The following is a 24,681-nucleotide window of genomic DNA, read 5'->3' as shown; positions in this document are numbered from 1 at the left end:
GGGCGGATTCAAATCAGCTGCGCAACAATCCCCCGGTCGCCGCGGTTCGCGCGCTGGCGGGGAACAGCGCCGCCATCGCCCGGGCGGGGTCGACCGCGAAATGGTCCGCCACCGCGCCGCCGATGAACGCGTCGAGCTGCATCGTCGGCCTGAGGTCGCGCGCCTCGTACAGGCTGGCGGCGGCAAGGCCGGGCCAGTCGGCAACGACGCGCCCGCCCTTGACCGTGCCGCCGAACAGCATCGCCGCGGTGCCGGTGCCGTGATCGGTGCCGCCGGTGCCGTTGACCGCGACGGTGCGGCCGAATTCGGTCGCGACCAGCACCAATGTATCGTCCCACACCGGGCCGAGCCCCGCCTGCAGCGCGCCGATCATCGCATCGAGCCCCTTCAGCTGCGCCGCGAGCCGCCCGCGCTGGCCGGCATGCGTGTCCCAGCCGCCGGTCTCGATCATCGCGATCCGCGCCCCGTTGGCGGGGGCAAGCAGCCGCGCCGCCAGCGCACCCGTGGCGGCGGCGTTGCGGCCATTGTCCTGCGCCAGGTCGCCGGTCAGCTGCCGCGTCGCCAGCGCCTCGCCCCACAGGGCATGCAATTGTGCATCGCCCTGATACAGCTGCGTCACCCGCGCGAGCAGGTCGTCGGAGGCGTCAGGCAGCGACGAGGGCGCATAGCTCGCCACCTCGCGTCGCCCGCGCAATGCCATCGGTACGGTCGCGGCGATGGCGATCGCGCGCGCATCGTCGGTCGGGACAACGCCGAGCAGCCGGTTCAGCCAGCCGTCCTTGAGCTGATACGCGCCCGTCCCGCCCGTCTCGAGCACGTTCTGCCCGTCGAAATGCGACCGGTCGCGATAGGGCGAGGCGATCGCATGCGCGAACAGCGCCTGCCCCTTGCCGTACAGGCCGGCGGCATTGGCCATCGCCGGGTGCAGCGCGAACATCGCGTCGAGCTTCGTTCCCGCGGTCAGGTCCGCCGCGAGGTCGCCGCGCGCGCCGACGAAGGCGGGGTCGCCGATCGCCCCGATCGTGCCGAGCCCGTCGGCGGCGCCGCGCTGGATGACGAAGACGAAGCGCTTCGCGGTCGCTGCCCTGGCGAAGGCGATCCGGGGCGCGAAGCTGCCGAGCAGGCCGGCGGCGATGAAGGCACGACGGTCCATGGGATTATCTCCGCATCATTTCGGGGGATACCAGCAGCAGCGCGAGCGCCTGGCCCGGGCTTTCGGCACGCGCGAGCGCCTGCGTCGTCGCGGGCGACACCGCGGCGGGGAACAGCCGGGGGGCGAGCGCGCGGGCGTCGACGCTCGCGCCCGATCGCGCGGCGAAGCGCTCCGCCGCCTCGACCCGGCGCATGATCGCATCGGGTCCGGCCCATGACGGCGCGGTGTCGTCATAGCCGATCGGCTGCCCCGGCTTCCACACCGGCTGGCCGAGCTGGTTGAGCAGGCCCAGCACCGTCTGCGGCCGCACCTCCGCCAGCCCGAGCGCGCGATAGGTCGCGATCGTCCATTCCCACGGCGTGCGGAACTTGGCGGGCGCCGGCGTCCATGCCTCGGGCGAGGCGATCAGCGCGCGATAGACCGTCGGCAGGTCGCCGCCCGACGACAGGAACGCCCGCTCCAGCCGTGCGACCATCGCCGGCGGCGGCGTGTCGCCGGCGAAATGGCAGGCGAGCTTGGTCGCGACATGGCGCGCGGTGGCGGGATGCACCGCGAGATCGGCGAGCACCGCCTGCGCCTGCGCCTCGCCGCCCTCGGGATATGTCCGGCCGATGATCGTGCGAGCGCCCGGCTGATGGATCGGCGCGGCGAAGACGAAGCTGCCCGGCGTCGCCTCTCCGGCAAGGCGCGCGCCGGGACCGCCGCCGATGCCGCCGACCGTCCAGCCCGTCATCGCGCGGGCGAATTCGGTGACGTCGGCCTGGGTATAGCCGGTGCGCACGCCGAGCGTGTGCAGCTCCATGATCTCGCGCGCCAGATTCTCGTTGAGCCCGACCTTGCGCCGGCCGCGCCCGGCGATGCGCGCGCCGAGCGGGCTGTCGGGACCGACCGACACCGCCTGGTCGAGGTAGAGCAACATCGCCGGATGCCGCTCGACCGCGAACAGCATGTCGGCGAAGCGGCCCATCACATGCGGGCGGATCGCCTCCATCTCCAGCGTGCCGGCGAGGCCGACCAGCTCCAGTTTGTCGGCGGAGACGGCGAAATGGTTTGACCAGAAATGGACGAGCCGCTCGGCGAACGGCGTGTCGGTGGCGACCGCCGCGGCGGTGCGCGCGCCGACGAGCGCGACGTAGCGGTCCTGCGCGACGCGCCGCGCCGCCTGTCGCGCCGCCATCCGGGCGTCGCGCGCCGGCGGGACCGCGGGCGCCACCGCGGGCTGCATCGCCTGCCCCGCCATCATCGGCTCCGGCGCCACGGCGGGCAGAGGCGCGGGCGCCCCCGTCGTCTGGCGGATCGTGCGCTGTTCGGCCTGATAGGCGACGAGATCGGTCGCCACCGCCGCGCTGGTCGGGGCCGCGGCGACCGGCGGCGGCGCCGGGCGATAGCGTGCGATCTGCGCGGTCAGCCAGCCGCGCGGATCGTCCGCGAGCGGCTGATCCGGTCGGGCACCGAGACCGAATCGTTGCAAAGCGATGGCAGCGTCAGACACATCATGCTCCTCGCCCCCGGAACATGCCCTGCGCCCGAAATGTCGCAGAACTATGCCAGCGCCGCGACGCGACGTACGATTGCGATAAATGCACGCGCAGGCCGATCGCTTTGCATTTGATCGCCTTGCTGCACTGCAATATCCGCTGCACTCGAAAGTTGGGAAGGACCTGATCTGGCTCGACGCACACAATTGCGGGAGACGATCATGCGCAAGACCATTGCTATTCTGGCCACCGTTGCGGCCACCCTCACCTCGACCATCGGTATGGCCCGCGAGGGCGAACGGTCGTTCCAGCACGAGGGACAGACCTATGTCTACACGACCTCGGTCGCCAACGACCGTCAGGTCATCAGCGGCCGTCGCTATCCGTCGGGCGCGCCGTTCCGCCTCGTCGTTCGCGGCAACCGCGTGACCGGGACCGCCGGTGGCGTGCCGGTGTCCTTCCGCACCGCCGACGCCAAGGGCGCGGTGCGCGGGACGCAACTCGCGCTGCGCTGAGCGCGGCCGACACGACCCACTTCCGGCCGTTCGGCTGCTCGTAAGAGCGGCCGAATCCGGAATGTCATGGCGCATCCTCAGGCGTGAGCAGCCTATCCGCTAGCGCGACATTGCGATAGCGCTCACGCCTCGAGCGCGATCTGCTCTTCCTCATTCGGAGAGACGATCCTGACGCCGACCGGGCTCGAAGCCTGTCCTGCTTGCGCCGCCCCGACCCAGGCAAGACCTACCAGCTTCCAGACGGCGTCCCTGCCGCGTATCGTTATAAGATGCGTGACATCAGAAACATCGTCGTCCTGACCGGTGCGGGCATCTCCGCCGAGTCGGGCATCGCCACCTTTCGTGGGCCGGGCGGATTGTGGGAAGGCCATCGCGTCGAGGACGTGTGCACGCCCGAGGCGCTGGCCGCCGATCCTGCGCTGGTGCACCGCTTCTACGATGTGCGCCGGGCGGCGCTCGCCGGGGTCGCGCCCAATGCGGCGCATGTCGCGCTGGCGCGGCTGGATCGGGAATGGGCCGGCGACCTGCTGATCGTGACGCAGAACGTCGACGACCTGCACGAGCGCGCCGGTACGCGGCGGATGCTGCATATGCACGGCGAGTTGCAGTCGGCGCTGTGCGCTGGCTGCGGGGAGCAGCGTACGTGGCGCGATCCGCTGCCGGTCGGCTCCGTCTGCCCGGCATGCGGGGCGGCGGCGTTGCGGCCGGACATCGTCTTCTTCGGCGAGATGCCCTATCACATGGAGCGGATCGAGGCCGCGCTGGCCGGGGCCGACCTGTTCGTGTCGATCGGCACGTCCGGCGCGGTCTATCCCGCGGCCGGTTTCGTGCAGCTCGCCGACGCTTATGGTGCGGCAACGCTCGAGCTCAATCTCGAACGATCGGCCGGCAGCGGTTTCTTCGCGGAGACGCGGCTAGGACCGGCGGCGAAGTTAGTGCCGGAATGGATCGACCACGCGTTGACTATCTTACCTCACTAATCTTACGGTGTCCTGATCGGAGGAATCGTGACACCATACCTTCAACTTGCAGGGCAACTGGCGTGGCCAATCACCGCACTGATAATCATGATTGTGCTGCTTAAGGAAATTAAGAGTGGCATTGTCACCAAGATAATTCCGCCAGGCGGATCATTCCGTTACGGCGACTTTACTATCTCGCGGGAGATACAGCAAGCGCAACAAGCCATTGCCTCGACGGACGTCGAGCTCGAAACACCAGACTATGCACAACCGACGCACGATGAATACGACGACGAGCAGCTTACCCCATACGAGATTGTCATGAAGTCTTATTCTGGCATGTCGACGGCTCTGGCAGAACTGGCATCCCAACACGATGGTTGGAACGATCAGCGCTATGTTCGCGACAACATCGAACTATTGCTGAAGAAAAGGGTAATCGACGGCGGATTGTTTGGTGCGATCCGATCTTCCCAACAAGCTCGCAACAGCATCCGCCGCCTCGGTGAAAGCGCCGTTACCGAGGAACAAGCGCGCGCATATGCAGAGACCGCATACTCTGCGGAACGAGCCTTGCGTGAGAAGATTGTGCCAGCCTGATTAATCGACCCAGTCGAGTCCCAGGTCCTTGTAGACGTCGCGGTCCTCGTCCCAGCCGGGCTTGACCTTGACGTGCAGGTAGAGGTGGACCGGCCGGTCCATGATGCCGGCGAGTTCGGTCCGCGCCCGCGCGCCAATTTCCTTGATGCGGCTGCCGCCCTTGCCGAGCACGATCGCGCGCTGGGTCGGGCGTTCGACCAGGATCTGCTGGTGGATCTCGACCGAGCCGTCCTCGCGCTCGCTGTATTTCTCGGTCTCGACGGTGCTGGCATAGGGTAGCTCGGCGTGGAGCTGGAGGTAGAGCTGTTCGCGGGTCACCTCGCTGGCGAGCGCGCGCTCGGTGGCGTCCGACACCTGATCTTCGGGATAGTGCCACGGACCCGCCGGCATGGCGGCGGCGAGCGCCGACTTCAGCTCGGCCAGCCCGTCGCCGGTCTGCGCACTGACGAACCAGGTGTCGGCGAAATGCATCAGCGCGTTGAGCTTTTCCGCGTGGAGCAGCAGCTTCGGCTTGTCGGCGACGTCGACCTTGTTGAGGATCAGGATCTTGGGTTCGGGGCGATCCTTGAGCGCCTCTGCGATCGCGATGACCTTCGACCCGATCCCGCCCTTGCCATCAACGACCAGCGCGATCATGTCCGCGCCCTCGGTGCCGCTCCACGCGGCGGACACCATCGCGCGGTCGAGCCGGCGTTGCGGTTCGAAGATGCCGGGGGTGTCGACGAGCAGGATCTGCGCATCGTCCTGAATCGCGACGCCGAGCAGCTTGGTGCGCGTCGTCTGCGCCTTGGGGCTGACGATCGCGACCTTCTGGCCGACGAGCGCATTGACGAGGGTGGACTTGCCGGCATTGGGGGCGCCGACGACGGCGACGAGGCCGCAATGTTGGGTCTGGGTCATGATCTCTTCCTTGGCGGTCATGCCGCGGCAGGGCAAGGCGCACACCGCACGCTGGCGCGGAGTGCACGGTGGCTCATCCCGTCAGCTTCGCCAGCAGAGCCTTCGCCGCGGCGGTTTCCGCCTCCTGCTTGTTCGCGCCCGCGGCGGTGGCGTCGGCATAGGTGCCGATCCTGACCTGGACCGTGAAGCGGGGGGCGTGGTGCGGGCCGGAGCGGTCGATCACCACATATTCCGGCGTGCGACGCCCCGCCGCGGCGGCCCATTCCTGCAACGCCGACTTGGGATGCTGCGGCGGCTTGTGGCCGCTCTGGACGCGGGCGCCCCAGGCGGTGCGGACGAACTGGCGCGCGCCGTCGAGCCCGGTTTCGCGATACCAGGCGCCGATCAGCGCCTCCATCACGTCGCCGAGGATATTGTCGCTTTCATGCGCGCCGTCGTCGCGCGCCTGCTTGCCGAGACGCAGATGCGCGCGCACGCCGAGTTCGCGCGCGACGTCGGCGCAGACCGCGCCGGTGACCAGCGCGTTGAGCCGCTTCGACAATTGCCCTTCGGGTTCGTCGGGGAACAGCTCCCACAGCCATTCCGCCATGACGAGGCCGAGCACGCGGTCACCGAGGAATTCGAGCCGCTCGTAATTCTCGGCGGCCTGGCTGCCATGAGTCAGCGCGCGTTCGTAGGGCTTGGCATCGGCGGGCTTGCGGCCAAAGGTCGCTGCGAGCCAGCCGGACAGGTCGGTGTTCAGAAGCCCTCTCCTACGCGGCTCCAGCGCGCGGCGGAGAACCAGCTGACCGGATTGATCCACGACGCATTGCCGTCGGTGGAGAAGAAGGTGACGACCGCCTTGCCTTCGATCCGCTCCATCGGGATATAGCCCATGCCGATCGGTGCCGGGAAACGGCTGTCGGCGCTGTCGTCGCGATTGTCGCCCATCAGGAAGACGTTGCCCGCGGGCACGGTGTAGAGGCCGGTGTCGTCCGCCTGCGGGATGTCCGCCTGGTCGAGGACCATGTAGCTCTTGCCGTTCGGCAGCGTCTCGCGGAAGCGCGGATAGCGGCAGACCGGCACGCCGGCGGCGTCGACATCCTGGAAGGTCGCGCCGCATTTCTGTGCGTCGAAATTGGCGGTGAGCGGCAGCACGAAATCGGCGACGCGCTGTTTCGGGATCGCCTTGCCGTTCAGGATCACCTGCCCGCGACGAACCTGAATGGTATCGCCGGGCAGGCCGATGACCCGCTTGATGACGTCATGGTCGGCGTGCGCGGGGTCGGTATCGCCCGGTGCCGGATCGGGCGAGCGGAACACGACGACGTCGCCGCGGGTTGGATCACGCCCGAAGATACGGCCTGGGATCGGCGGTACGCCATAGGGCAGCGACCAGCGCGAATAGCCGTAATTCCATTTGGTGACGAACAGATAGTCGCCGATCAGCAGCCGCGGCAGCATCGATTCCGAGGGGATCGAGAAAGGCGCGAACAGGAAGCTGCGCAGGATCAGCACCGCGAGCGCCAGCTTCAGCAGGAAGCGGACCGTTTCGTTGAGCTCCGAACGCGGCTGTTTCGGTTTCGCAGGAGAGATTGCCATAGACGGGGAGCCTTAGCGCTCCCCGCGCGTCCTGAGTAGTCGTTCCCGTCGCCATCGTGGGGGCTTGGCCCGATGCGGATGGATCGATACGGGACTGTCACGATCAGCCTCCCCAAAGGACGGATACCATGAGCGACTGGACCGCAATCGAAGCCCTGCCCTCCCCCAGACTGGTCGACCTGTTCGACCAGGACGATAGCCGCCTGCAGCGGTTCAGCCTCGACGTGGCGGGCATCCATTTCGACTGGTCGAAGACGCATCTGACCAAGGACGCGGTCGAGGCGTTCGTCGCGCTGGCACAGGCGCAGGACCTTGCCGGTAAGCGCGACGCGATGTTCGGCGGCGAGCATGTCAACGTCACCGAGGATCGCCCGGTCGAGCATACCGCGGAACGCTACGAGGGCAATCCCGACAGCGTCGCGCGCGCGCGCAAGTTCCACGAGCGGATGCGCTCACTGATCGACGCGATCGAGGGCGGCGCGCTGGGCGACATCCGCCACGTGCTGCACATCGGCATCGGCGGTTCGGCGCTCGGGCCGCACCTGCTGGTCGACGCGCTGGGCCGCGAGGATTCGCGCTACGACGTCGCGATCGTGTCCAACGTCGACGGCGTCGCGCTGGAGGATGCGATCAAGGATTTCGATCCGGCGGCGACGCTGCTGGTGCTGGCCTCCAAGACCTTCACCACCAAGGAAACGATGCTCAACGCCGAATCCGCGTTGCAGTGGATGAAGGAGCATGGCGTCGAGGACCCGTACGGGAAGGTCATCGCGCTGACCGCCGCGCCCGACAAGGCGATGGAATGGGGCGTCGACGAAACCCGCATCCTGCCGTTCAGCGAAGGGGTCGGCGGGCGCTATTCGCTGTGGTCCTCCATCGGCTTTCCGGCGGCGATCGGGCTCGGCTGGGGCGCGTTCGAGGAACTGCTGGAGGGCGCGGCCGAGATGGACCGCCATTTCCGCCTGACCGCGCTGCACGAGAACGCACCCGCGCTCGCCGCGTTCGCCGACCTTTACTACACGCAGGTGCGCCATGCCGAGACGCGCGCGCCCTTCGCCTATGACGAGCGGCTGCGGCTGCTGCCGAGCTACCTCCAGCAGCTGGAGATGGAATCGAACGGCAAGGGCGTGAAGACCGACGGCTCGCCGGTCGGCCGCCCGACCGCGGCGATCACCTGGGGCGGGGTCGGCACCGATGCGCAGCATGCGGTGTTCCAGCTGCTGCATCAGGGCACGCACCTCGTGCCGGTCGAGTTCATCGCGGTGATCGAGGCGGGCGACACGCTGGCGCCGGACCATCACCGCGACCTGCTGCTCAACGCCTTCGCGCAGGGTGCGGCGCTGATGAAGGGCAAGCAGGCCGAGGACCCCGCGCGTTCGTACAGCGGCGACCGGCCGTCGTCGACGCTGCTGCTCGACGTGCTCGACGCGCGCACGCTGGGGGCGCTGATCGCCTTCTACGAACATCGCGTATTCGTGAACGGGGTGCTGCTCGGCATCAATTCTTTCGACCAGTTCGGCGTCGAGCTGGGCAAGGAAATGGCAAAGGCGGCCGACCAGGGCGGCCAGTCGTTCGACCCCTCGACCGAAGACCTGATCCGCCGCGCCGGTCTGGATTGATCGCAGCGGGATCGCTATGTGTATGGCTCTGCGGAGCCATACACATGCGGACCAATATCGAGATCGATGAAAACCTGATGGCGGAGGCGATGGAAGCGCTCGGTACCACGACCAAGCGCGACACGGTGATTGAGTCGCTGCGGCGAACGATCAAGGCGCGCCGGCAGCTGGCGGCCCTGCGCGGACTCGAAGGTTTGGGCTGGGACGGTGATCTAGATGATATGAGGACCAGCAAATATCTGCCGGCCGAGAAATGATCCTCGTCGACAGCAGTATCTGGATCGACAAACTGGCGCGCCGGCGCAATCTGCAGACGCAAGCATTGGAAGCGCTCATCATCGCCGGGCAGGACATCGGTGTCGGCGATCTGATGCTGGTCGAGGTGTTGCAGGGGACGCGAGACGAACGCACCTATCGCGCCGCGCATGCGCGTCTTTCCGAGTTCGCCACGGTCCAGATAAGCGACCATCGCGTCGCCGTGCAGGCCGCGCGGCATTATCGCTGCCTGCGCGGGCTCGGCATCACGATCCGCAAGACGATCGACACGCTGATCGCCACGCGCTGCATCCTTGACCGCCTTCCGCTGTTATACAGCGATCGCGATTTCGACCCTTTCGTCCAGCATCTCGGCCTCCGGTCGGCGCTCGCGGACCCGGAGTAAGATACCATGGCCGACTATGACTACGACCTCTTCGTCATCGGTGCGGGGTCGGGCGGGACACGGGCGAGCCGCGTCGCCGCCGCGCATGGCGCGAGGGTCGCCGTCGCCGAGGAATATCGCGTCGGCGGCACCTGCGTCATCCGCGGCTGCGTGCCCAAGAAGCTGCTCATCTACGGCGCGCATTTCGCCGAGGACCTGAAGGACGCCAAGCGCTTCGGCTGGCAGGTGCCCGACCAGTGCGACTTCGACTGGAAGACGCTGCGCGACAATGTGCTGGAAGAGGTCGACCGGATCAACGGCGCCTATACCCAGACGCTGGAGAACCACGGGGTCGAGATCATTCACAGCCGTGCGGTCGTCACCGGGCCGCACAGCGTCCGCCTCGCCGACGGGACGGAAAAGACCGCGGAACGCATCCTGATCGCGGTCGGCGCGCGGCCCGCGGTGCCGGAATGTCCGGGTGCCGAACACGGCATCACCAGCAACGAGGCGTTTCATCTGGATGCCTTGCCGAAACGGGTGCTGATCGCCGGGGCCGGCTATATCGCCAACGAATTCGCCGGCATCTTCCACCAATTGGGCTCGCACGTCATCATCATGAACCGGACGCAGGACATCCTGCGCGGCTACGACCTGTCGATCCGCGACCGGCTGCTCCAGATCAGCATGATGAAGGGGCTGGAGTTCAAGTTCGACGCCAATTTTGAGGGGATCGACAAACAGGAGGACGGCTGCCTGACGGTGCGTATGTCCGGTCACGAACCGGTCACCGTCGACATGGTCATGTTCGCCACCGGCCGCGTGCCGAACACGGAAGAGCTGGGGCTGGAGGATGCGGGCGTCGCGCTGGAGAAGGGCGCGATCGTCGTCGACGCGCACAACCGGTCGAACGTCGAGAGCATCTTCGCGATCGGCGACGTCACCAACCGCATCCAGCTGACCCCGATCGCGATCCGCGAAGGCCAGGCGTTCGCCGACACCTTCTATGGCAACAAGCCGACGACGGTCGACTATACCAACATTCCGTCCGCGGTGTTCAGCCATCCCCCGCTCGCTGGCGTCGGCATGACCGAGAGCGAGGCGAAGCAGAAGCTGGGGTCGGTCAGCGTCTATTCGTCCGATTTCCGGCCGATGAAGAACGTGCTGGCCGGCCGCAACGAGCGAGCGCTTTACAAGATGGTGTGCGATGGCGAGACGGGGCGGATCGTCGGGCTGCACATGATCGGGCCGGACGTGCCGGAGATCCTGCAAGCCGCGGCGATCGCGGTGAAGGCTGGGCTGACCAAGGCGCAGTTCGACGAGACGGTCGCGCTGCACCCGACGATGGCGGAAGAGCTCGTGCTGATGAAGTGACCGCGATCAGCGACCGGTGAAGTTTCCCGGTCGCCGCTCGTTCACCGCGCGCACGCCCTCGGCGAAGTCGGCGGTCTTTTGCAGCCATGCCTGTTCGGCGAGTTCGTGGTCGGTCTGGCGCTGGACCAGCGCCAGCAGATTGCCGCGGATCGTCGCGCGGGTCGAGCCCACCGCGAGAGGCGCGCCCGCCGCGATCTCCCGCGCCAGCGCCAGTGCCTCGGCGCGCAGGCGGTCGGCGGGCACCAGCACATCGACCAGCCCCCATTCGGCCGCCTGTTGCCCCTTGATGCGGCGGGAGGTGAGATTCATCAGCAGCGCGCGCTGGCGGCCGATCACGCGTTCCAGCACCGCCGATATGCCGAAACCGGGATGGAAGCCGAGCGCGACAAAATTGGCGACGAAGCGCGCCTCGGGCGCGGCGACGCGGAAGTCCGCGACCAGCGCCAGGCCCAGCCCTGCCCCCACCGCCGATCCCTGTACCGCGGCGACCACCGGCGTCTGCACCGCGAACAGCTGCGCCGCGGCGACGTAGAAGGGGTTGCGCGTGCCGGCCGGCAAATCCTCCGCGACCGGATTGTCGCGGGCGAGATCGGCGCCCGCACAAAAGATCCGCCCGTCCGACTGGAGCACGATCGCGCGCACCTGCGGATCGGCATCGCAGGCGGCAAAGGCCGCCCCAATCGCCTCGATCAGCGCCAGATCGGCGAAATTATGCGGCGGGCGGGCGAAGGTGAGGATGGCGACATGGCCATCCTGCGCGACGGAAACAGGGCTCATGCCGACGTTCTGCCCGCCGCGGGCGCTTCGCGCCAGCCCCGGGGACCCGTGATAGATTTGCAACAGACACGGATGGAAACAATCCGCTTCGGAACCGTAACGTTCGTCACCGCTTTACGATGGAACTGCCGGTGACACGCTTCTAAGGGAGCCAACCCGACAGCAGAGAGGCGGCGAACCGCCCGAGGAGACAGGGACGGAGCCGATGGCTCCACCTTGGGGAGGATGCCGGAAGGACTCTGGCGAGACCATTGTCCTTCGCATGGCCGAACAGGATCGGCCGCAGCACCATCCCCGGGCGCGTGAGATCAGGAAGCACGGGCCATGGCGGCGCCGCGCAGGGGAAAAGACATGAAGACCACCATGATCGTGGCGCTCCGCGCCGCGCTGGCCACCACCACCATTCTCGGCGGGGTCGCGCTGACCGCGCCCGCCTATGCGCAGACGACGACCGCCAGCGTGCGCGGTCAGGTTCGCGGGGCCGATGGCGCGCCGATCGGCGGCGCGAGCGTCGTCGCGGTCAGTACCGGTACCAACCAGACGTTCCGCGCGACCAGCGACGCCAGCGGCAATTACTCGCTGCGCGGCCTGCGCCCGGGCGAATATCGCGTCACGATCACCGGCGCGGAGGGCGCGACGTTCGAGCGCGTCGTCGCGATCGGCATCGGCCAGTCCGCCTCTCTGGACGCGACGCTCGGCGCGGCGGCCCCAGCCGCCGGCACGGCGGAAGCGGGCACCGAGACGACGACGTTCGCCGGCTCCACGAATACCAACGAGGGCGGCGACATCGTCGTCACCGGCAGCCGGCTGGTCGAGACGCGCACCAGCGAGGTCGCGACCAACGTCAGCCAGGCGCAGATCCGCACGCTGCCGCAGACCGATCGCAACTTCCTGAGCTTCGCCGCGCTCGCGCCGGGCGTGCGCTACAACGACAGCGAGACCAACAAGGGCTTCCAGGCCGGCGCCTCGACCGCGAGCCAGGTCAACGTGTTCATCGACGGAGTCAGCCTCAAGAACAAGCTGCGCGAAGGCGGCGTCGCCGGCCAGCAGAACAGTCGCGGCAATCCGTTCGGCCAGCTCGCGGTGCAGGAATTCCGCGTCCTGACCCAGAATTACAAGGCCGAATACGAACAGGCCGGCTCCGCGATCATCACCTCGGTGACCAAATCGGGCACCAACGAATTCCACGGCGAGGTATTCGGCCAGTATACCGACCGCTCGCTCAGCGAGATCGGCTATTTCGATAAGCAGGACGGCAACGGCAAACCCGCGTTCAAGCGCAAGCAATATGGCGCCGCTCTGGGCGGTCCGATCATCAAGGACAAATTGTTCTTCTTCGCGACCTATGAAGGCAACGATCAGGATCGCGCCTTCAACGTCAACCCGAGCCGCACCGCCGATGCCACTGCGATCAGCGAGTTCGAGCGCTTTTCCGGCCGCCGCCTCAGCGAGTTCGAGGGATCGTTCGTCAGCCCGTTCCGCGGCGATTTCTACTTCGGCAAGCTGACGCTGACGCCGGATTCGAACCAGGTGTTCGACCTGTCGTACAGCCGCCGTTCGGAAACCGACATCCAGAATTTCGGCGGCACCGTCAGCTACGAGAACGCCGAGAACAAGCGCAATACGGTCGACACCTATCTGTTCAAATGGACCTATACGGGCAGCAGCTTCGTCAACGAATTCAACGTCAATTATCTGAACTATGCGTTCAATCCGGTGTCGATCAACCCCGACCTGCCGACCTTCGACTATGCCGGCGTCATCATCTTCGGCGGCAAGGATTCGAGCCGGCGCGAAGTGCAGCAGAGCTACACGATCCGTGACGATTTGACCTATACCGGCTTCGACGGCCATGCGTTCAAAGTCGGCGCGCGCGTCGAGATCACCGACATCGAATTCACCAACAACGCCTATCTGCAACCGCGCTACACCTTCCAGCGCGCCGACAACGCCAACACGCCCAACGACCCGACCGACGATCTGACCTTCGCCTTCCCCGCCGAGGCACGCCTCGGCCTCGGCAACGGCCGCATCTTCGGCGCGAACACGCAGGTCGGCCTGTATGCGCAGGACGACTGGGACGTCACCGACAAGCTGCAGCTCAATCTGGGCGTCCGCTGGGATTACGAGACCAACGCCAAGAACAACAATTTCGTGACGCCATCGGGCGCCGCGGCGGCGCTGCGCTCGCTGCCCACGACCAGCTATTTCAATCCCGAAAACTACATCTCGACCGGCTCGAACCGCAAGCCGTTCGCGGGCGCGATCGCCCCGCGCTTCGGCTTCTCCTACGACATCAACGACGATCAGCGGACGGTGATCTTCGGCGGCGCGGGCCGCTATTACGATCGAAACAACTTCAACAACACCGTCGACGAACTCAGCCGCACGATCAACCCGGTCGGGCTGTTCCGCTTCTCGCCCAACGGCACGCTGCGCAACGGCCAGCCGACCACGGCGTGGAACAACCGCTATCTTACCCGCGACGGCCTGCTGTCGCTGCTCGCGAGCAACCCGGAGACCGGCCTGCCCGAGCTGCTGGTAACGCAGAACAATGCGAAGCCGCCGGTCAATGACCAGTTCTCGCTCGGCGTCCGGCAGAAGATCGGCATCTTCCAGGCCTCGGTCAGCGGATCGTACCAGCGCGGACGCAACGGCTATACCTATCTGTTCGCGACGCGGAACAATGCCGGTCTGGGCACCTGCTGCGACAATACGGCGCTGACCCGCATCCGCGGTCTGGGCTATTCGAACGTGCTGATCGGCTATGACGGGCTCGATACCCGCTACAAGGCGCTCTACGTCACGCTCGACAAGAACTACTCGAAGGCATCGGGCTGGGGCGTCAACATCTCCTACACGCTCGGCAAGGGCGAGAAGAACGGCGGCGACCTGTTCAGCCTCGATGAGGTGACGCCGGACGACTATGGCTGGCGCGCGTCGGTGGGCGACGAGCGGCATCGCGTCGTCCTGTCGGGCATCGTCGACCTGCCGCTCGGTTTCCAGTTCTCGACGCTGACGACGCTCGGCAGCGGCCAGGCGTACAATATCACCGACACCACCAACGGCACTGCGCCGGGCCAGCGCGTCTTCACCACCGGCTATCCGGAGAAGAATTGCATCAAGGGGCTGTTCGCCTTTTGCGAAGTCAATGTGACGCTGGCCAAACGGTTCGCCGTGTTCGGCAACGAGGACCAGCTCGAGGCCGCGGTCGACGTGCTCAACGCCTTCAACAACAAGAACTTCACCGGCTTCGACGAGGGTATCAACCTGAGCGCGACGCCGCCCGACACGCTGAAGCCGGCGGACGCATCGAGTGCATCGAGCCTGCTGACGCTGCCGCGGCGTATCCAGTTCCGGCTGGGCTACCGCTTCTGATGCGGCACGGGCGGCGTCCGGTGGGGCCCGCCCGTGTCCGGGGACACGCACCACCGCTCGCCCTGAGCCTGTCGAAGGGCATCGAGTCTCGGGGGTACTTCGACAGACTCGGCATGAGAGGCGGTGGTGATTTGGTTTAGGCGCGAGAGGCCGCTTTATGTTTGACAGACGACAGGTCCTCGGGAGTGGCGGGCTGGCGCTCGCAGGGCTGGCCGGCGGGTGCGCGACGACGCCCCGCCCCTCGCCTGCCGCAGCGCCACGCGACCTGATCCTCGATCTTCAGGAACGCAGTTTCCGCTTCTTCTGGGACACCACCGATCCCGCGACCGGGTGGGCGCCCGACCGCTGGCCGACGCCAAGCTTCTCGTCGATCGCGGCGGTCGGCTTCGCGCTGACCGCCTATCCGGTCGGCGTGGTCAACGGCTGGATCACCCGCGACCAGGCGCGCGCGCGGACGCTGGCGACGCTGGAATGGTTCTCCGCCGCACCGCAGGGGCCGGGCAGCGACGATGCCAGCGGCCACAAGGGGTTCTTCTATCACTTTCTCGGCGTCACCAAGGGGCTGCGCTTCGCCCGCGCCGAACTGTCGACGATCGACACCGCGCTGCTGATCGCCGGCGTGCTGTTCGCCGGCACCTGGTTCGACGGCGACGATCCGGTCGAGGCGCGGATCCGCACGCTCGCCGACCGACTGTACGCCGCGGTCGACTGGACGTGGATCGTACCGCGGCCGCCGTTCCTGTCGATGGGCTGGCACCCGGAAAGCGGGTTCATCCCGTCGGACTGGAACATCTACAACGAGGGGATGCTGATGTATCTCCTCGCCATCGCCTCGCCGACGCATCCGCTGCCGCCCGAAACCTGGGGCGCGCTGACGCAGCGGTTCGAAGCGGCGTGGACGGATCGCTGGGGTGAGCCGTACCTCCATTATCCGCCGTTGTTCGTGCATCAATACAGCCACGTCTGGGTTGATTTCCGCGGCATCCAGGACCCCTTCATCAAGGGCAAGGGCATCGATTATTTCGAGAACAGCCGGCGCGCGGTGCGCAACCAGCGTGCCTATGGCATCGCCAATCCGGGCGGCTGGGCCGGATATGACAAGGATTGCTGGGGCTGGACCGCGTGTGACGGCCCGGGGGACTTCGTGCTGACGCTGCGCGGGCAACGCCGGCAGTTCTTCAGCTATTCGGAGCGCGGCCCCGGCACCCGCGACGACGGCACGATCGCGCCGACCGCGGCGGCGGGGTCGATCGCGTTCGAACCGGAGCTTGCCACGACCTGCCTCCACACCATGCACCAGCGTTATGGCGAGGGCATCTACGATCGATACGGATTCCTCGATTCGTTCAATCCGACGCTGACCGATCCGACGGCGCCGCTGAAGCACGGCCGGATCGTCCCCGGCATCGGCTGGGTCGACAAGGATTATCTCGGGATCGATCAGGGTCCGATCGTCGCGATGATCGAGAACCAGCGCACCGGGCTGATCTGGAAGACGATGCAGAAGAATCCGCACCTGCGTCGCGGGCTGGAACGCGCCGGCTTCCGCGGCGGCTGGCTGGGATAACCCCCCTTCCAAAGCATGCGCCACCGGACTAGAGGACAGCCATACCCGATCCTCGAAAGGTTTGCCCGATGCGTGAAGCTGCGATCGTTTCCACCGCCCGGACCGCGATCGGCAAGGCCTATCGCGGCGCGTTCAACGCGACCGAGGCGCCGGTGCTCGCCGGCCATGTGATGAACGCCGCGGTCGAACGCGCAGGCATCGACCCCGCCCGCATCGACGACATCTTCTGGGGCGTCGGCAACCAATGGGGGACGACCGGCGGCAATGCCGGCCGCATGGCGGTGTTCGCCGCCGGCCTGCCGCAGAGCGTGCCGGCGTTCACGCTCGACCGCAAATGCGGCTCCGGCCTGACGTCGGTGGCGCTGGCGGCGCGGACGATCATGTGCGGCGAGGCCGACGTGGCGCTCGCCGGCGGGATGGAATCGATCAGCCATACCGTAACCAAGGACGCGCCGCGCTACGTCAACCGGAGCGTCGTCGATCGCGAGCCCGCGGCGTACATCCCGATGATCGAGACGGCGGAGATCGTCGCCACCCGCTACGGCATCACGCGGGCCGCGCAGGACGCCTATGCGGCGGAGAGCCAGCAACGCGCCGCCGCCGGGCTGGCGCGCGGCGCCTTTGCCGAGGAGATCGTCCCCATCACCGTCGAGCGGGCGCTGTTCGACAAGGCAGGCAACCGTACCGGCAGCGAGACGATCACCGTCTCAGCCGACGAGGGCATCCGCGCCGGCACGACGGTGGAGGCGCTCGCCGGGCTGAAGACGGTGTGGGGCGGCGGCGAGTTCACCGGGCCGGGAACGAACGTCACCGCAGGCAACGCCAGCCAGTTGTCGGACGGCGCCTCGGCGCAGCTGCTGATGGATCGCGCCACCGCGGAGGCGGAGGGCAAGCCGATCCTCGGCATCTATCGCGGCTTCCAGTCCGCCGGATGCGGGCCGGAGGAGATGGGCATCGGCCCGGTCTTCGCGGTGCCCAAGCTGCTCAACCGCGCCGGCCTGTCGGTGGCGGACATCGGCCTGTGGGAGCTGAACGAGGCCTTCGCCTCGCAATGCCTCTATTGCCGCGACACGCTTGGCATCGATCCGGCAAAGTATAACGTCAACGGCGGCGCGATCGCGGTCGGCCATCCGTTCGGCATGACCGGCAGCCGGCTGATCGGCCATGCGCTGATCGAGGGCCGCAAGCGCGGCGTGCGCTATGTCGTCGTGACGATGTGCACCGCGGGCGGCATGGGCGCGGCAGGGCTGTTCGAGATCGTCTGACCGGACGCGGCAACACAGCCGGCTACGCTGCGGCCATTTCGGACATTGTTTACTCTCATCGTGTAAGAGCCGCTGCCTATGCGGGGCGGCTCCTCTTCTTGCGCGATCATCGCCGCGATCTTGCTGGCCGGTTCGGCACATGCCGCACCGGCCAGCGAACGCGACCGGATGTATGCGGCGAAGGGCGCGGAACAGCAGGCCTATTTCACGGCGCGGCTGGCGCGGCTGGCCGAGGCGATCGACCGGCACAAGCGGACCGGCGCCCTGCCTCGCGGCCCGGCGACCTTCATGCGGCAGGACCTCGACCGGGTCTGGTCGGAGATGGACCGGATCATCGAACAGGACGGACGGCTGCGCCCGCAACAACAGGCGAGTTGTGCCGCGATGCTGTCGCGCGTCGAACGCCGCCTGCTCCAGACCGACATGCGGCGGCGTATGGGACCGATACCGCTTCGCGTCAGTCGGCGAAGAGCAACACCGGGGTTTCGAGCTGCTTTTTGAGCGCCTGGACGTAGCTCGCCGCATCCCAGCCGTCGACGACGCGATGGTCGCAGCTGATCGACAGGTTCATCAATTTGGCCCGCCGGATCTCATCGCCGCGACCGGTGAAGACGGGGCGTTCGACGATCTTGTTGGGGCCGATGATCGCGACCTCGGGCCGGTTGATGACTGGTGTGGTCGCGATACCGCCGAGCGGGCCGAGCGACGTCACCGTGATCGTGCCGTTGCCGAGTTCGTGCGGCGCGAGCTTGTTGGCGCGCGCGGCTTCGGCAAGGCGGGTGATCTCGGTGGCGAGCTGCCAGACGTTGCGATCCTGCGCGTCGCGAATGACGGGGACGGTCAGCCCCGCATCGGTCTGCGCCGCCATGCCGAGGTGGACGCGACCCGACCGCGTGACCACGCCCGCCTCGTCGTCGTAGCGCGCGTTGAGCATCGGAAACTCGGGCAAGGTCCGGCAGATCGCGACGATCAGCAGCGGTAGCATCGTCAGCTTGGGACGCGCGCCGCGATGGTCGTTGAGATCGGCCCGCATCGCCTCCAGCGCGGTGACGTCGATCTCGTCGACATAGGTGAAATGCGGGATGTTGCGCTTCGATGCCGCCATATTCTCGGCGATGCGGCGACGCATGCCGATGACGCGGACCTGCTCATCGGCCCGCGCGCGCGATGCGCCCGGGGCCTGATAGCCCTGCCCGGCATTGTAGCGCAGGAACGCGTCGAGGTCGGCATGACGGATGCGATCGGCGTCGGTCTTGACCTGTGCGAGGTCGATACCGAGGTCGCGCGCGCGGGCGCGGACCGCCGGGGATGCGAGGACATGGGGCTGCGAAGGCACCCTGTCCTCCGTTCGCCCCGCGCCGGTCGAAGGGCCGCCCGCCGCGGGCGCCGCGCTTGCGGCGCGTGCTTCGACAGGCTCGGCACGCAGGGGGGATGGCTCGGCGCTCTCGCCCGATCGCGCCGGGGTGGTCGAACCGGCGCTGCCGGCTTCCTCGACCCCCGGATTCTCCGCCTCATATTGTTCGGCAACTTCCGCCTGCTCGGACGAAGGCGGCGCGACGGCCGCTTCAGCCTCACCCTCGCCCGCATCCTCCGTCTCGATCACCACCAGCGCAGCGCCGATCGCGACCTGGTCGCCGACCTCGCCGGCGCGTTCGACCACCGTTCCGGCGACCGGCGACTCCATCTCGACGGTGGCCTTGTCGGTCATCATGTCGGCGATGTTCTGGTCTTCCTCGACCCGGTCGCCGACCGCGACGTGCCAGGCGACGATCTCGGCCTCGGCGATGCCTTCGCCGATGTCCGGCAGCTTGAAGGTGAAGCGGCCCATCCTATGCGTCCTTCATGATCTTCTTGAGCGCCTGTCCGATACGGACCGGCCCCGGGAAATAGGCCCATTCCAGGCTGTGCGGGTAGGGCGTGTCATAGCCGGTGACGCGCTCGATCGGCGCCTCGAGGTGGTAGAAGCAGCGTTCCTGCACCAGCGCCGACAGCTCCGCACCGAAGCCGGAGGTGCGCGTCGCCTCATGGACGATCATGCAGCGACCGGTCTTCTTCACCGATGCCTCGATCGTCTCGATGTCGAGCGGCACCAGCGTGCGCAGATCGACGATCTCCGCGTCGACATTGTGTTCGGCCATCACCGCGGTGCAGACGTGGACCATCGTACCGTAACACAGGACCGTCAGCGCCTCGCCCTCGCGGACCACCGCCGCCTTGCCGAGCGGGACCTTGTAGTAGCCGGTCGGCACGTCGCCGCCGGGATGCTTCGACCAGTTTTCGGCGGGCTTATCCCAATAGCCGTTGAACGGGCCGTTGTAGATTCGCTTGGGTTCGAAGAAGAGGACGGGATCGTTGTCCTCGATCGCCGAGATCAGCAGCCCCTTGGCGTCATAGGGTGTCGCCGGGATCACCGTCTTGATGCCGGAGACGTGGGTGAAGATCCCCTCCGGCGACTGGCTGTGCGTCTGGCCGCCGAAGATGCCGCCACCGAACGGCGAGCGCACCGTCATCGGGCTGATGAACTCGCCCGCCGACCGATAGCGCAGCCGCGCCGCTTCGGACACGAGCTGGTCGAGCGCGGGATAGATGTAGTCGGCGAACTGGATTTCCGGCACCGGGCGCAGGCCATAGGCGCCCATGCCGATCGCAACGCCGATGATGCCGGTTTCGGTAATCGGCGTATCGAAGACGCGGGTCTTGCCGTATTTCGCCTGCAACCCCGCGGTCGCGCGGAAGACGCCGCCGAAATAACCAACGTCCTCGCCCATCACCAGCACGTCCGGATCGCGACCCATGCAGATGTCGAGCGCGGAATTGATCGCCTGGATCATGTTCATGCGGGTGGTGCCGGTGTCGGCGGTGTCGGCGGCAGGTTCGCCCTGCATCGCGGTGTCGGTCATACAAAACCCTTCGTCATCCCCGCGGAGGCGGGGATCCAGACGCGCAGGTGGAAAGGAGAACTGCAAAGGTCGCGGCTATGGATCCCCGCCCGCGCGGGGATGACGGATCGGCGGGGCGCAATCACGACTTGGGTGCCCATGGCCGGCCGCTCGCCTCTTCTTCCGCCATCATCTGCGCCTGCTGTTCGCGCAGATGCCAGGGCATGTCCTCGAACACGCCGTCGAACAGCGTGTCGAGCGGCTGGTGCAGGCCGTGGCCGAGGATGCCGTTCTTCTCGGCCTCCTTCTGCTCGGCACGGACATATTCGGCGAGCTCCTTGTCCTGCGCGGCGTGGCGTGCCTCGTCCCATTCGCCGATGGCGATGAGGTGGTGCTTCAGGCGCGCGATCGGATCGCCGAGCGGCCATGCCGTCGGCTCGCCCGCGCTGCGATATTGCGAGGGATCGTCGGAGGTCGAATGCCCCTCCGCGCGATAGGTGAAATGTTCGATCAGCGTCGGCCCGGCATTGGTGCGCGCGCGCTCCGCCGCCCACAGGGTCGCGGCATAGACGGCAAGCGCGTCGTTGCCGTCGACGCGCAGGCCGGCGATGCCATAGCCGATCGCGCGCGCCGCGAAGGTCGTCGCCTCCGCGCCGGCGAAGCCCGAGAAGCTGGAGATCGCCCATTGGTTGTTGACGACGTTGAAGATCACCGGCGCGCGATAGACCGCCGCAAAGGTGCAGGCGGAGTGGAAGTCGCCCTCCGCGGTCGATCCCTCGCCGCACCAGGTCGCGGCGATGCGCGTATCGCCCTTCGCCGCCGACGCCATCGCCCAGCCGACCGCCTGCGGATATTGCGTGGTGAGATTGCCCGAGATCGAGAAGAAGCCGTGATCGCGCGCCGAATACATGATCGGCAGCTGCTTGCCCTGCAGCTTGTCGCCACGGTTCGAGTAGATCTGGTTCATCATCTCGACCAGCGGATAGCCGCGCGCGATGAGCAGGCCCTGCTGGCGATAGGAGGGGAAGCACATGTCCTCGAAATCGAGCGCCTGCGCCGCCGCGACCGCGACCGCCTCCTCGCCCGTCGCCTTCATGTAGAAGCTGGTCTTGCCCTGCCGCTGCGCGCGGAACATGCGCTCGTCGAAGGCGCGGAGCAGCGCCATGTTGCGCAGCATCTTGCGCAAGGCATCGGGGGAAAGCTTCGGATCCCACGGGCCGACCGCCTGCCCGTCCTCGTCGAGGACGCGGACCATCGTATAGGCGAGGTCGATGAAATCATGCGCGGAATCCGCCGTGTCCGGTCGCCGTGCCGCGCCCGCGGCGGGCACGTCCACCGCGGCGAAGTCGACGGCGTCGCCGGGCCGGAACTTGGGTTCCGGCACATGCAGCGTCAGCGGCTGCAAATTGGCGCGAGGGTGCTCGCTGGCCACTCTTCTCTCCTCTGCGTCCGGCGAGAGTCGCCGACGGTGTTGTTTGATCCTGTTGCGCCGTTGTAATTAAATTTCAAGCGTGATTTGCGCGTGCAGGGACGTGCCGTGGGGAACGCAGGATGTGCGGCGATGCTCCTCCCCGATGCGGGGAGGCGTGCGCATCACTCCACCGTCTGTTCGATCACGCCGAAGATCGGATGGTGGCGGTCGTCTTCCGCCCAGATCCGCACCGTGTCGCCCTTCTTGAGGAACGGCGTCACCGGCGTGCCGCCGGCGATCGTCTCGATCGTGCGGATCTCGGCGAGGCAGGAATAGCCCACGCCGCCCTGCTCGATCGTCTTCCCCGGCCCGCCGTCCGGCCCGCGATTGGAGACCGTTCCCGAACCGACGATCGTACCCGCGCACAGCCGCCGCGTCTTCGCCGCATGCGCGACCAGCGTGCCGAAATCGAAGGTCATGTCCTCGCCCGCCTCGGCGCGTCCGAACGGCTTGCCGTTGAGGTCGACCATCAGCCGGCGGTGCAGCTTGCCGTCGCGCCACCAGTCGCCGAGCGCATCGGGGGTGACGAAGACCGGCGAGAAGGCGCTGGCCGGCTTCGACTGGAAGAAGCCGAAGCCCTTGGCGAGTTCGCCCGGGATGAGACTGCGCAAGGACACGTCGTTGGTCAGCCCGACCAGCCGCACTCCTGCCAGCGCCTCGTCGCGACTTACGCCCATCGCCACGTCGCCGGTGACGACCACCACCTCCGCCTCGAGGTCGCAGCCCCAGGCTTCGTCGGCGAGTGGGATCGGATCGCGGGGGGCGAGAAAGCCGTCGGAGCCGCCCTGGTACATCAGCGGATCGTGCCAGAACGTCTCGGGCATCTCCGCGTTGCGCGCCTGCCGCACCAGCGCGACATGGTTCACATAGGCCGATCCGTCCGCCCATTGATAGGCGCGCGGCAACGGCGACGCGGCGTCATGCTCGTGGAACCGTTCGCGCGGGATCACCGCATGGTCGAGGTCGGTGGCGAGATTGCGGAGATCGGGCAGCAGCCGGTCCCAATCGTCCAGTGCCGCCTGCAACGTCGGCGCGATATGGCCCGCATCGGCATACCAGGCGAGATCGTTGGAGACGACGACGAGCTTGCCGTCGCGTCCATGCTTCAGGCTGGCGAGTTTCATGCGGGCATCCTCTTTGTCGTTGGACCAACTGTGTATCGGCTCCGTCGGGCGCGTGCACCGGAAAAAGTTACAGCGGTTACGATCCCGTCCATAACATTTGTTATTTTGCACTTGACGGACGTCGACGCGGATCGCAGCCTCGCCGGCAAAACGGGAGAGAGGCATGACGCTCGACGACGTCGCGGGACGCTCCGCATATCACGAGGATCACGAGGCATTCCGCCAGACGGTGCGCAGCTTCCTGCGCAAGGAGGGCGTTCCGAACGTTGCCGAATGGGAGGCGAACCGGCTGGTCCCGCCAAGCTTCTGGCGGCAGGCGGGCGAGGTCGGCATGCTCTGTCCGACCGTGCCGGAGGCCTATGGCGGCCTCGGCCTCGATTTCGGCTACAATGCGATCGTCAACGAGGAACTGACCTACAACGGCGTGCCGGCGGGGTTCACGCTGCAATCGGACATCGTCGTCGGCTATCTGGAGCATTACGGGTCGGAGGAGCAGAAGCGCCACTGGCTGCCGCGGATGGTGTCCGGCGAGACGATCAGCGCGATCGCGATGACCGAGCCCGGCACCGGCAGCGACCTTCAGGCGATCCGCACCACCGCCAGGCGCGACGGCAACCATTATGTCGTCAACGGCAGCAAGACCTATATCACCAACGGCCAGAACGCCGATCTGGTGCTGGTCGTCGCCAAGACCGATCCGACCGCGCAGCCCGCATACAAGGGCATGTCGATCATCCTGGTCGAGGCGGACCGCGAGGGGTTCCGCCGGGGGCGCAAGCTCGACAAGATCGGGCAGGAGGCGGCGGACACGTCCGAACTGTTCTTCGACGACGTGCGCGTGCCGATCACCCATTGCCTCGGCGAAGAGGGCAAGGGCTTCGTCTATCTGATGAGCCAGCTGCCGCAGGAGCGGCTGTCGATCGCGGTCGGCGCACAGGCCTCGTCGCAGAAGGCGTTCGACGAGACGGTCGCCTTCACCAAGGATCGCAAGGCGTTTGCAGGCGTCGTCTTCGATTTCCAGAACACGCGTTTCGTGCTCGCCGGGCTGGCGACGAAGCTGCAGGTCGGCTGGGCGCACCTCGACTGGGCGATCCGCCGCCATCTCGATGGACAGCTGACCAACGAGGAGGGCGCCGCGGCGAAGCTGTGGCACACGGAGTTGCAATGGGAGGTGATGGACGCCTGCCTGCAGCTCCACGGTGGCGCGGGGTATATGAACGAATATCCGATCGCCCGCGCGTGGCGTGCCGCCCGGGTGAGCCGCATCTATGGCGGGACGAACGAGATCATGAAGGAAGTGATCGGGCGCAAGCTGTAGCTTTTGCCCGCATTCCATGACCTGCGACGATCGATCGCAGCAGTCGGGAAATGACGAGGGCCGCCCCTCCCGATGGGAAG

Annotated in this window: 23 protein-coding genes; 12 read left to right on the top strand and 11 right to left on the bottom strand. The window is 67.1% G+C overall.

The genetic code is table 11. The annotated features are described in order from the left end of the window. Nucleotides 1–13: 13 nt before the first annotated feature. From B2515_RS12165 to B2515_RS17350, 3 genes are read right to left on the bottom strand one after another with little or no spacing between them, the layout of a single operon-like run. Nucleotides 14–1,153, bottom strand: coding sequence for a DUF1501 domain-containing protein (locus B2515_RS12165; RefSeq protein ID WP_293876644.1), 1,140 nt, complete (start codon nucleotides 1,151–1,153; stop codon nucleotides 14–16). 4 nt (nucleotides 1,154–1,157) lie between these two features. Then, on the bottom strand, nucleotides 1,158–2,645 hold the full coding sequence (locus B2515_RS12160) for a DUF1800 domain-containing protein (RefSeq protein ID WP_293876642.1): 1,488 nt from the start codon (nucleotides 2,643–2,645) through the stop codon (nucleotides 1,158–1,160). A 50-nt stretch (nucleotides 2,646–2,695) separates the two neighbouring features. Then, nucleotides 2,696–2,854 (bottom strand): hypothetical protein, encoded by a 159-nt coding sequence (locus B2515_RS17350; protein WP_366001283.1) that lies wholly within the window; start codon nucleotides 2,852–2,854, stop codon nucleotides 2,696–2,698. Here B2515_RS17350 and B2515_RS12155 point away from each other — a divergent pair. From B2515_RS12155 to B2515_RS12145, 3 genes are all read left to right on the top strand, one after another. Next, nucleotides 2,853–3,146, top strand: a complete 294-nt coding sequence (locus B2515_RS12155; protein WP_293876641.1) for a hypothetical protein — start codon at nucleotides 2,853–2,855, stop codon at nucleotides 3,144–3,146. The genes B2515_RS17350 and B2515_RS12155 overlap by 2 nt on opposite strands. Nucleotides 3,147–3,415: 269 nt before the next feature. After that, a complete protein-coding gene (locus tag B2515_RS12150) occupies nucleotides 3,416–4,126 on the top strand; it encodes an NAD-dependent deacylase (RefSeq protein WP_293876639.1) in 711 nt (236 codons plus the stop codon). A 27-nt stretch (nucleotides 4,127–4,153) separates the two neighbouring features. Further along, nucleotides 4,154–4,708, top strand: a complete 555-nt coding sequence (locus B2515_RS12145) for a hypothetical protein (RefSeq protein ID WP_293876637.1) — start codon at nucleotides 4,154–4,156, stop codon at nucleotides 4,706–4,708. Here B2515_RS12145 and era read toward each other — a convergent pair whose 3' ends face one another. The 3 genes from era to lepB form a co-directional block, all read right to left on the bottom strand. Then, on the bottom strand, nucleotides 4,709–5,608 hold the full coding sequence (era, locus tag B2515_RS12140; RefSeq protein WP_293876635.1) for a GTPase Era: 900 nt from the start codon (nucleotides 5,606–5,608) through the stop codon (nucleotides 4,709–4,711). 73 nt (nucleotides 5,609–5,681) lie between these two features. Next, nucleotides 5,682–6,350 (bottom strand): ribonuclease III, encoded by a 669-nt coding sequence (gene rnc / locus B2515_RS12135; RefSeq protein ID WP_414711392.1) that lies wholly within the window; start codon nucleotides 6,348–6,350, stop codon nucleotides 5,682–5,684. After that, a complete protein-coding gene (lepB, locus tag B2515_RS12130) occupies nucleotides 6,347–7,189 on the bottom strand; it encodes a signal peptidase I (RefSeq protein WP_293876633.1) in 843 nt (280 codons plus the stop codon). Before lepB ends, rnc begins: the two co-directional genes overlap by 4 nt. Nucleotides 7,190–7,317: 128 nt before the next feature. Here lepB and pgi point away from each other — a divergent pair, with 128 nt between their 5' ends. From pgi to gorA, 4 genes are read left to right on the top strand one after another with little or no spacing between them, the layout of a single operon-like run. Next, nucleotides 7,318–8,808: a glucose-6-phosphate isomerase gene (gene pgi / locus B2515_RS12125; RefSeq protein ID WP_293876631.1), complete on the top strand. Its 1,491-nt coding sequence runs from the start codon at nucleotides 7,318–7,320 to the stop codon at nucleotides 8,806–8,808. A gap of 44 nt (nucleotides 8,809–8,852) precedes the next feature. Beyond that, a complete protein-coding gene (locus B2515_RS12120; RefSeq protein ID WP_293876629.1) occupies nucleotides 8,853–9,065 on the top strand; it encodes a type II toxin-antitoxin system VapB family antitoxin in 213 nt (70 codons plus the stop codon). Then, on the top strand, nucleotides 9,062–9,469 hold the full coding sequence (vapC, locus tag B2515_RS12115; protein ID WP_293876627.1) for a type II toxin-antitoxin system VapC family toxin: 408 nt from the start codon (nucleotides 9,062–9,064) through the stop codon (nucleotides 9,467–9,469). The genes B2515_RS12120 and vapC overlap by 4 nt, the downstream gene beginning before the upstream one ends. Nucleotides 9,470–9,475: 6 nt before the next feature. Continuing rightward, the gene (gene gorA / locus B2515_RS12110; RefSeq protein ID WP_293876625.1) at nucleotides 9,476–10,822 is read left to right on the top strand and encodes a glutathione-disulfide reductase; all 1,347 of its coding nucleotides are present in this window, start codon (nucleotides 9,476–9,478) and stop codon (nucleotides 10,820–10,822) included. A 6-nt stretch (nucleotides 10,823–10,828) separates the two neighbouring features. On the opposite strand, the gene B2515_RS12105 is transcribed toward gorA, so the two are convergent. Beyond that, the gene (locus B2515_RS12105) at nucleotides 10,829–11,599 is read right to left on the bottom strand and encodes an enoyl-CoA hydratase/isomerase family protein (RefSeq protein ID WP_293876623.1); all 771 of its coding nucleotides are present in this window, start codon (nucleotides 11,597–11,599) and stop codon (nucleotides 10,829–10,831) included. Between the two features lie 351 nt (nucleotides 11,600–11,950). Between B2515_RS12105 and B2515_RS12100 the strand changes: the two genes are divergently transcribed. The 4 genes from B2515_RS12100 (at nucleotide 11,951) to B2515_RS12085 (ending at nucleotide 18,310) form a co-directional block, all read left to right on the top strand. Then, the gene (locus B2515_RS12100; RefSeq protein WP_293876621.1) at nucleotides 11,951–14,977 is read left to right on the top strand and encodes a TonB-dependent receptor; all 3,027 of its coding nucleotides are present in this window, start codon (nucleotides 11,951–11,953) and stop codon (nucleotides 14,975–14,977) included. Nucleotides 14,978–15,134: 157 nt separating this feature from the next. Continuing rightward, nucleotides 15,135–16,544 (top strand): glucoamylase family protein, encoded by a 1,410-nt coding sequence (locus tag B2515_RS12095; protein ID WP_293876619.1) that lies wholly within the window; start codon nucleotides 15,135–15,137, stop codon nucleotides 16,542–16,544. Between the two features lie 68 nt (nucleotides 16,545–16,612). Further along, the gene (locus B2515_RS12090) at nucleotides 16,613–17,809 is read left to right on the top strand and encodes an acetyl-CoA C-acyltransferase (RefSeq protein WP_293876617.1); all 1,197 of its coding nucleotides are present in this window, start codon (nucleotides 16,613–16,615) and stop codon (nucleotides 17,807–17,809) included. A gap of 120 nt (nucleotides 17,810–17,929) precedes the next feature. Beyond that, the gene (locus B2515_RS12085; RefSeq protein ID WP_293876615.1) at nucleotides 17,930–18,310 is read left to right on the top strand and encodes a hypothetical protein; all 381 of its coding nucleotides are present in this window, start codon (nucleotides 17,930–17,932) and stop codon (nucleotides 18,308–18,310) included. Here the strand turns inward: B2515_RS12085 and B2515_RS12080 are convergent. From B2515_RS12080 to B2515_RS12065, 4 genes are all read right to left on the bottom strand, one after another. After that, on the bottom strand, nucleotides 18,267–19,637 hold the full coding sequence (locus tag B2515_RS12080) for a dihydrolipoamide acetyltransferase family protein (RefSeq protein WP_293876613.1): 1,371 nt from the start codon (nucleotides 19,635–19,637) through the stop codon (nucleotides 18,267–18,269). The two genes, B2515_RS12085 and B2515_RS12080, sit on opposite strands and share 44 nt — an antisense overlap. A gap of 1 nt (nucleotide 19,638) precedes the next feature. Beyond that, complete coding sequence (locus B2515_RS12075; protein WP_293876823.1) at nucleotides 19,639–20,646, bottom strand: alpha-ketoacid dehydrogenase subunit beta; 1,008 nt, start codon at nucleotides 20,644–20,646, stop codon at nucleotides 19,639–19,641. A gap of 184 nt (nucleotides 20,647–20,830) precedes the next feature. Next, nucleotides 20,831–22,120 (bottom strand): thiamine pyrophosphate-dependent enzyme, encoded by a 1,290-nt coding sequence (locus B2515_RS12070; protein ID WP_293876611.1) that lies wholly within the window; start codon nucleotides 22,118–22,120, stop codon nucleotides 20,831–20,833. 161 nt (nucleotides 22,121–22,281) lie between these two features. Further along, nucleotides 22,282–23,283: a fumarylacetoacetate hydrolase family protein gene (locus B2515_RS12065; RefSeq protein ID WP_293876609.1), complete on the bottom strand. Its 1,002-nt coding sequence runs from the start codon at nucleotides 23,281–23,283 to the stop codon at nucleotides 22,282–22,284. Nucleotides 23,284–23,446: 163 nt separating this feature from the next. On the opposite strand from B2515_RS12065, the gene B2515_RS12060 reads away from it, so the two are divergent. After that, nucleotides 23,447–24,601: an acyl-CoA dehydrogenase family protein gene (locus B2515_RS12060; RefSeq protein ID WP_293876608.1), complete on the top strand. Its 1,155-nt coding sequence runs from the start codon at nucleotides 23,447–23,449 to the stop codon at nucleotides 24,599–24,601. The last annotated feature ends 80 nt before the right edge of the window (nucleotides 24,602–24,681 follow it).

Source organism: Sphingomonas sp. UBA978 (assembly GCF_002292295.1).
Lineage (GTDB): Bacteria > Pseudomonadota > Alphaproteobacteria > Sphingomonadales > Sphingomonadaceae > Sphingomonas.
Note: the sequence above shows the minus strand (reverse complement) of the source record. Positions and strands in the feature narration are given on the sequence as shown.

Coding starts and splice junctions, on each gene's coding strand:
- B2515_RS12155 (WP_293876641.1), top strand. CDS start 2,853: ATGCGCAAGACCATTGCTATTCTGGCCACCGTTGCGGCCACCCTCACC.
- B2515_RS12120 (WP_293876629.1), top strand. CDS start 8,853: ATGCGGACCAATATCGAGATCGATGAAAACCTGATGGCGGAGGCGATG.
- B2515_RS12105 (WP_293876623.1), bottom strand. CDS start 11,599: ATGAGCCCTGTTTCCGTCGCGCAGGATGGCCATGTCGCCATCCTCACC.
- pgi (WP_293876631.1), top strand. CDS start 7,318: ATGAGCGACTGGACCGCAATCGAAGCCCTGCCCTCCCCCAGACTGGTC.
- vapC (WP_293876627.1), top strand. CDS start 9,062: ATGATCCTCGTCGACAGCAGTATCTGGATCGACAAACTGGCGCGCCGG.
- B2515_RS12065 (WP_293876609.1), bottom strand. CDS start 23,283: ATGAAACTCGCCAGCCTGAAGCATGGACGCGACGGCAAGCTCGTCGTC.
- B2515_RS12060 (WP_293876608.1), top strand. CDS start 23,447: ATGACGCTCGACGACGTCGCGGGACGCTCCGCATATCACGAGGATCAC.
- B2515_RS17350 (WP_366001283.1), bottom strand. CDS start 2,854: ATGATCGTCTCCCGCAATTGTGTGCGTCGAGCCAGATCAGGTCCTTCC.
- B2515_RS12080 (WP_293876613.1), bottom strand. CDS start 19,637: ATGGGCCGCTTCACCTTCAAGCTGCCGGACATCGGCGAAGGCATCGCC.
- gorA (WP_293876625.1), top strand. CDS start 9,476: ATGGCCGACTATGACTACGACCTCTTCGTCATCGGTGCGGGGTCGGGC.
- era (WP_293876635.1), bottom strand. CDS start 5,608: ATGACCCAGACCCAACATTGCGGCCTCGTCGCCGTCGTCGGCGCCCCC.
- B2515_RS12100 (WP_293876621.1), top strand. CDS start 11,951: ATGAAGACCACCATGATCGTGGCGCTCCGCGCCGCGCTGGCCACCACC.
- lepB (WP_293876633.1), bottom strand. CDS start 7,189: ATGGCAATCTCTCCTGCGAAACCGAAACAGCCGCGTTCGGAGCTCAAC.
- B2515_RS12075 (WP_293876823.1), bottom strand. CDS start 20,646: ATGAACATGATCCAGGCGATCAATTCCGCGCTCGACATCTGCATGGGT.
- B2515_RS12150 (WP_293876639.1), top strand. CDS start 3,416: ATGCGTGACATCAGAAACATCGTCGTCCTGACCGGTGCGGGCATCTCC.
- B2515_RS12095 (WP_293876619.1), top strand. CDS start 15,135: ATGTTTGACAGACGACAGGTCCTCGGGAGTGGCGGGCTGGCGCTCGCA.
- B2515_RS12090 (WP_293876617.1), top strand. CDS start 16,613: ATGCGTGAAGCTGCGATCGTTTCCACCGCCCGGACCGCGATCGGCAAG.
- B2515_RS12165 (WP_293876644.1), bottom strand. CDS start 1,153: ATGGACCGTCGTGCCTTCATCGCCGCCGGCCTGCTCGGCAGCTTCGCG.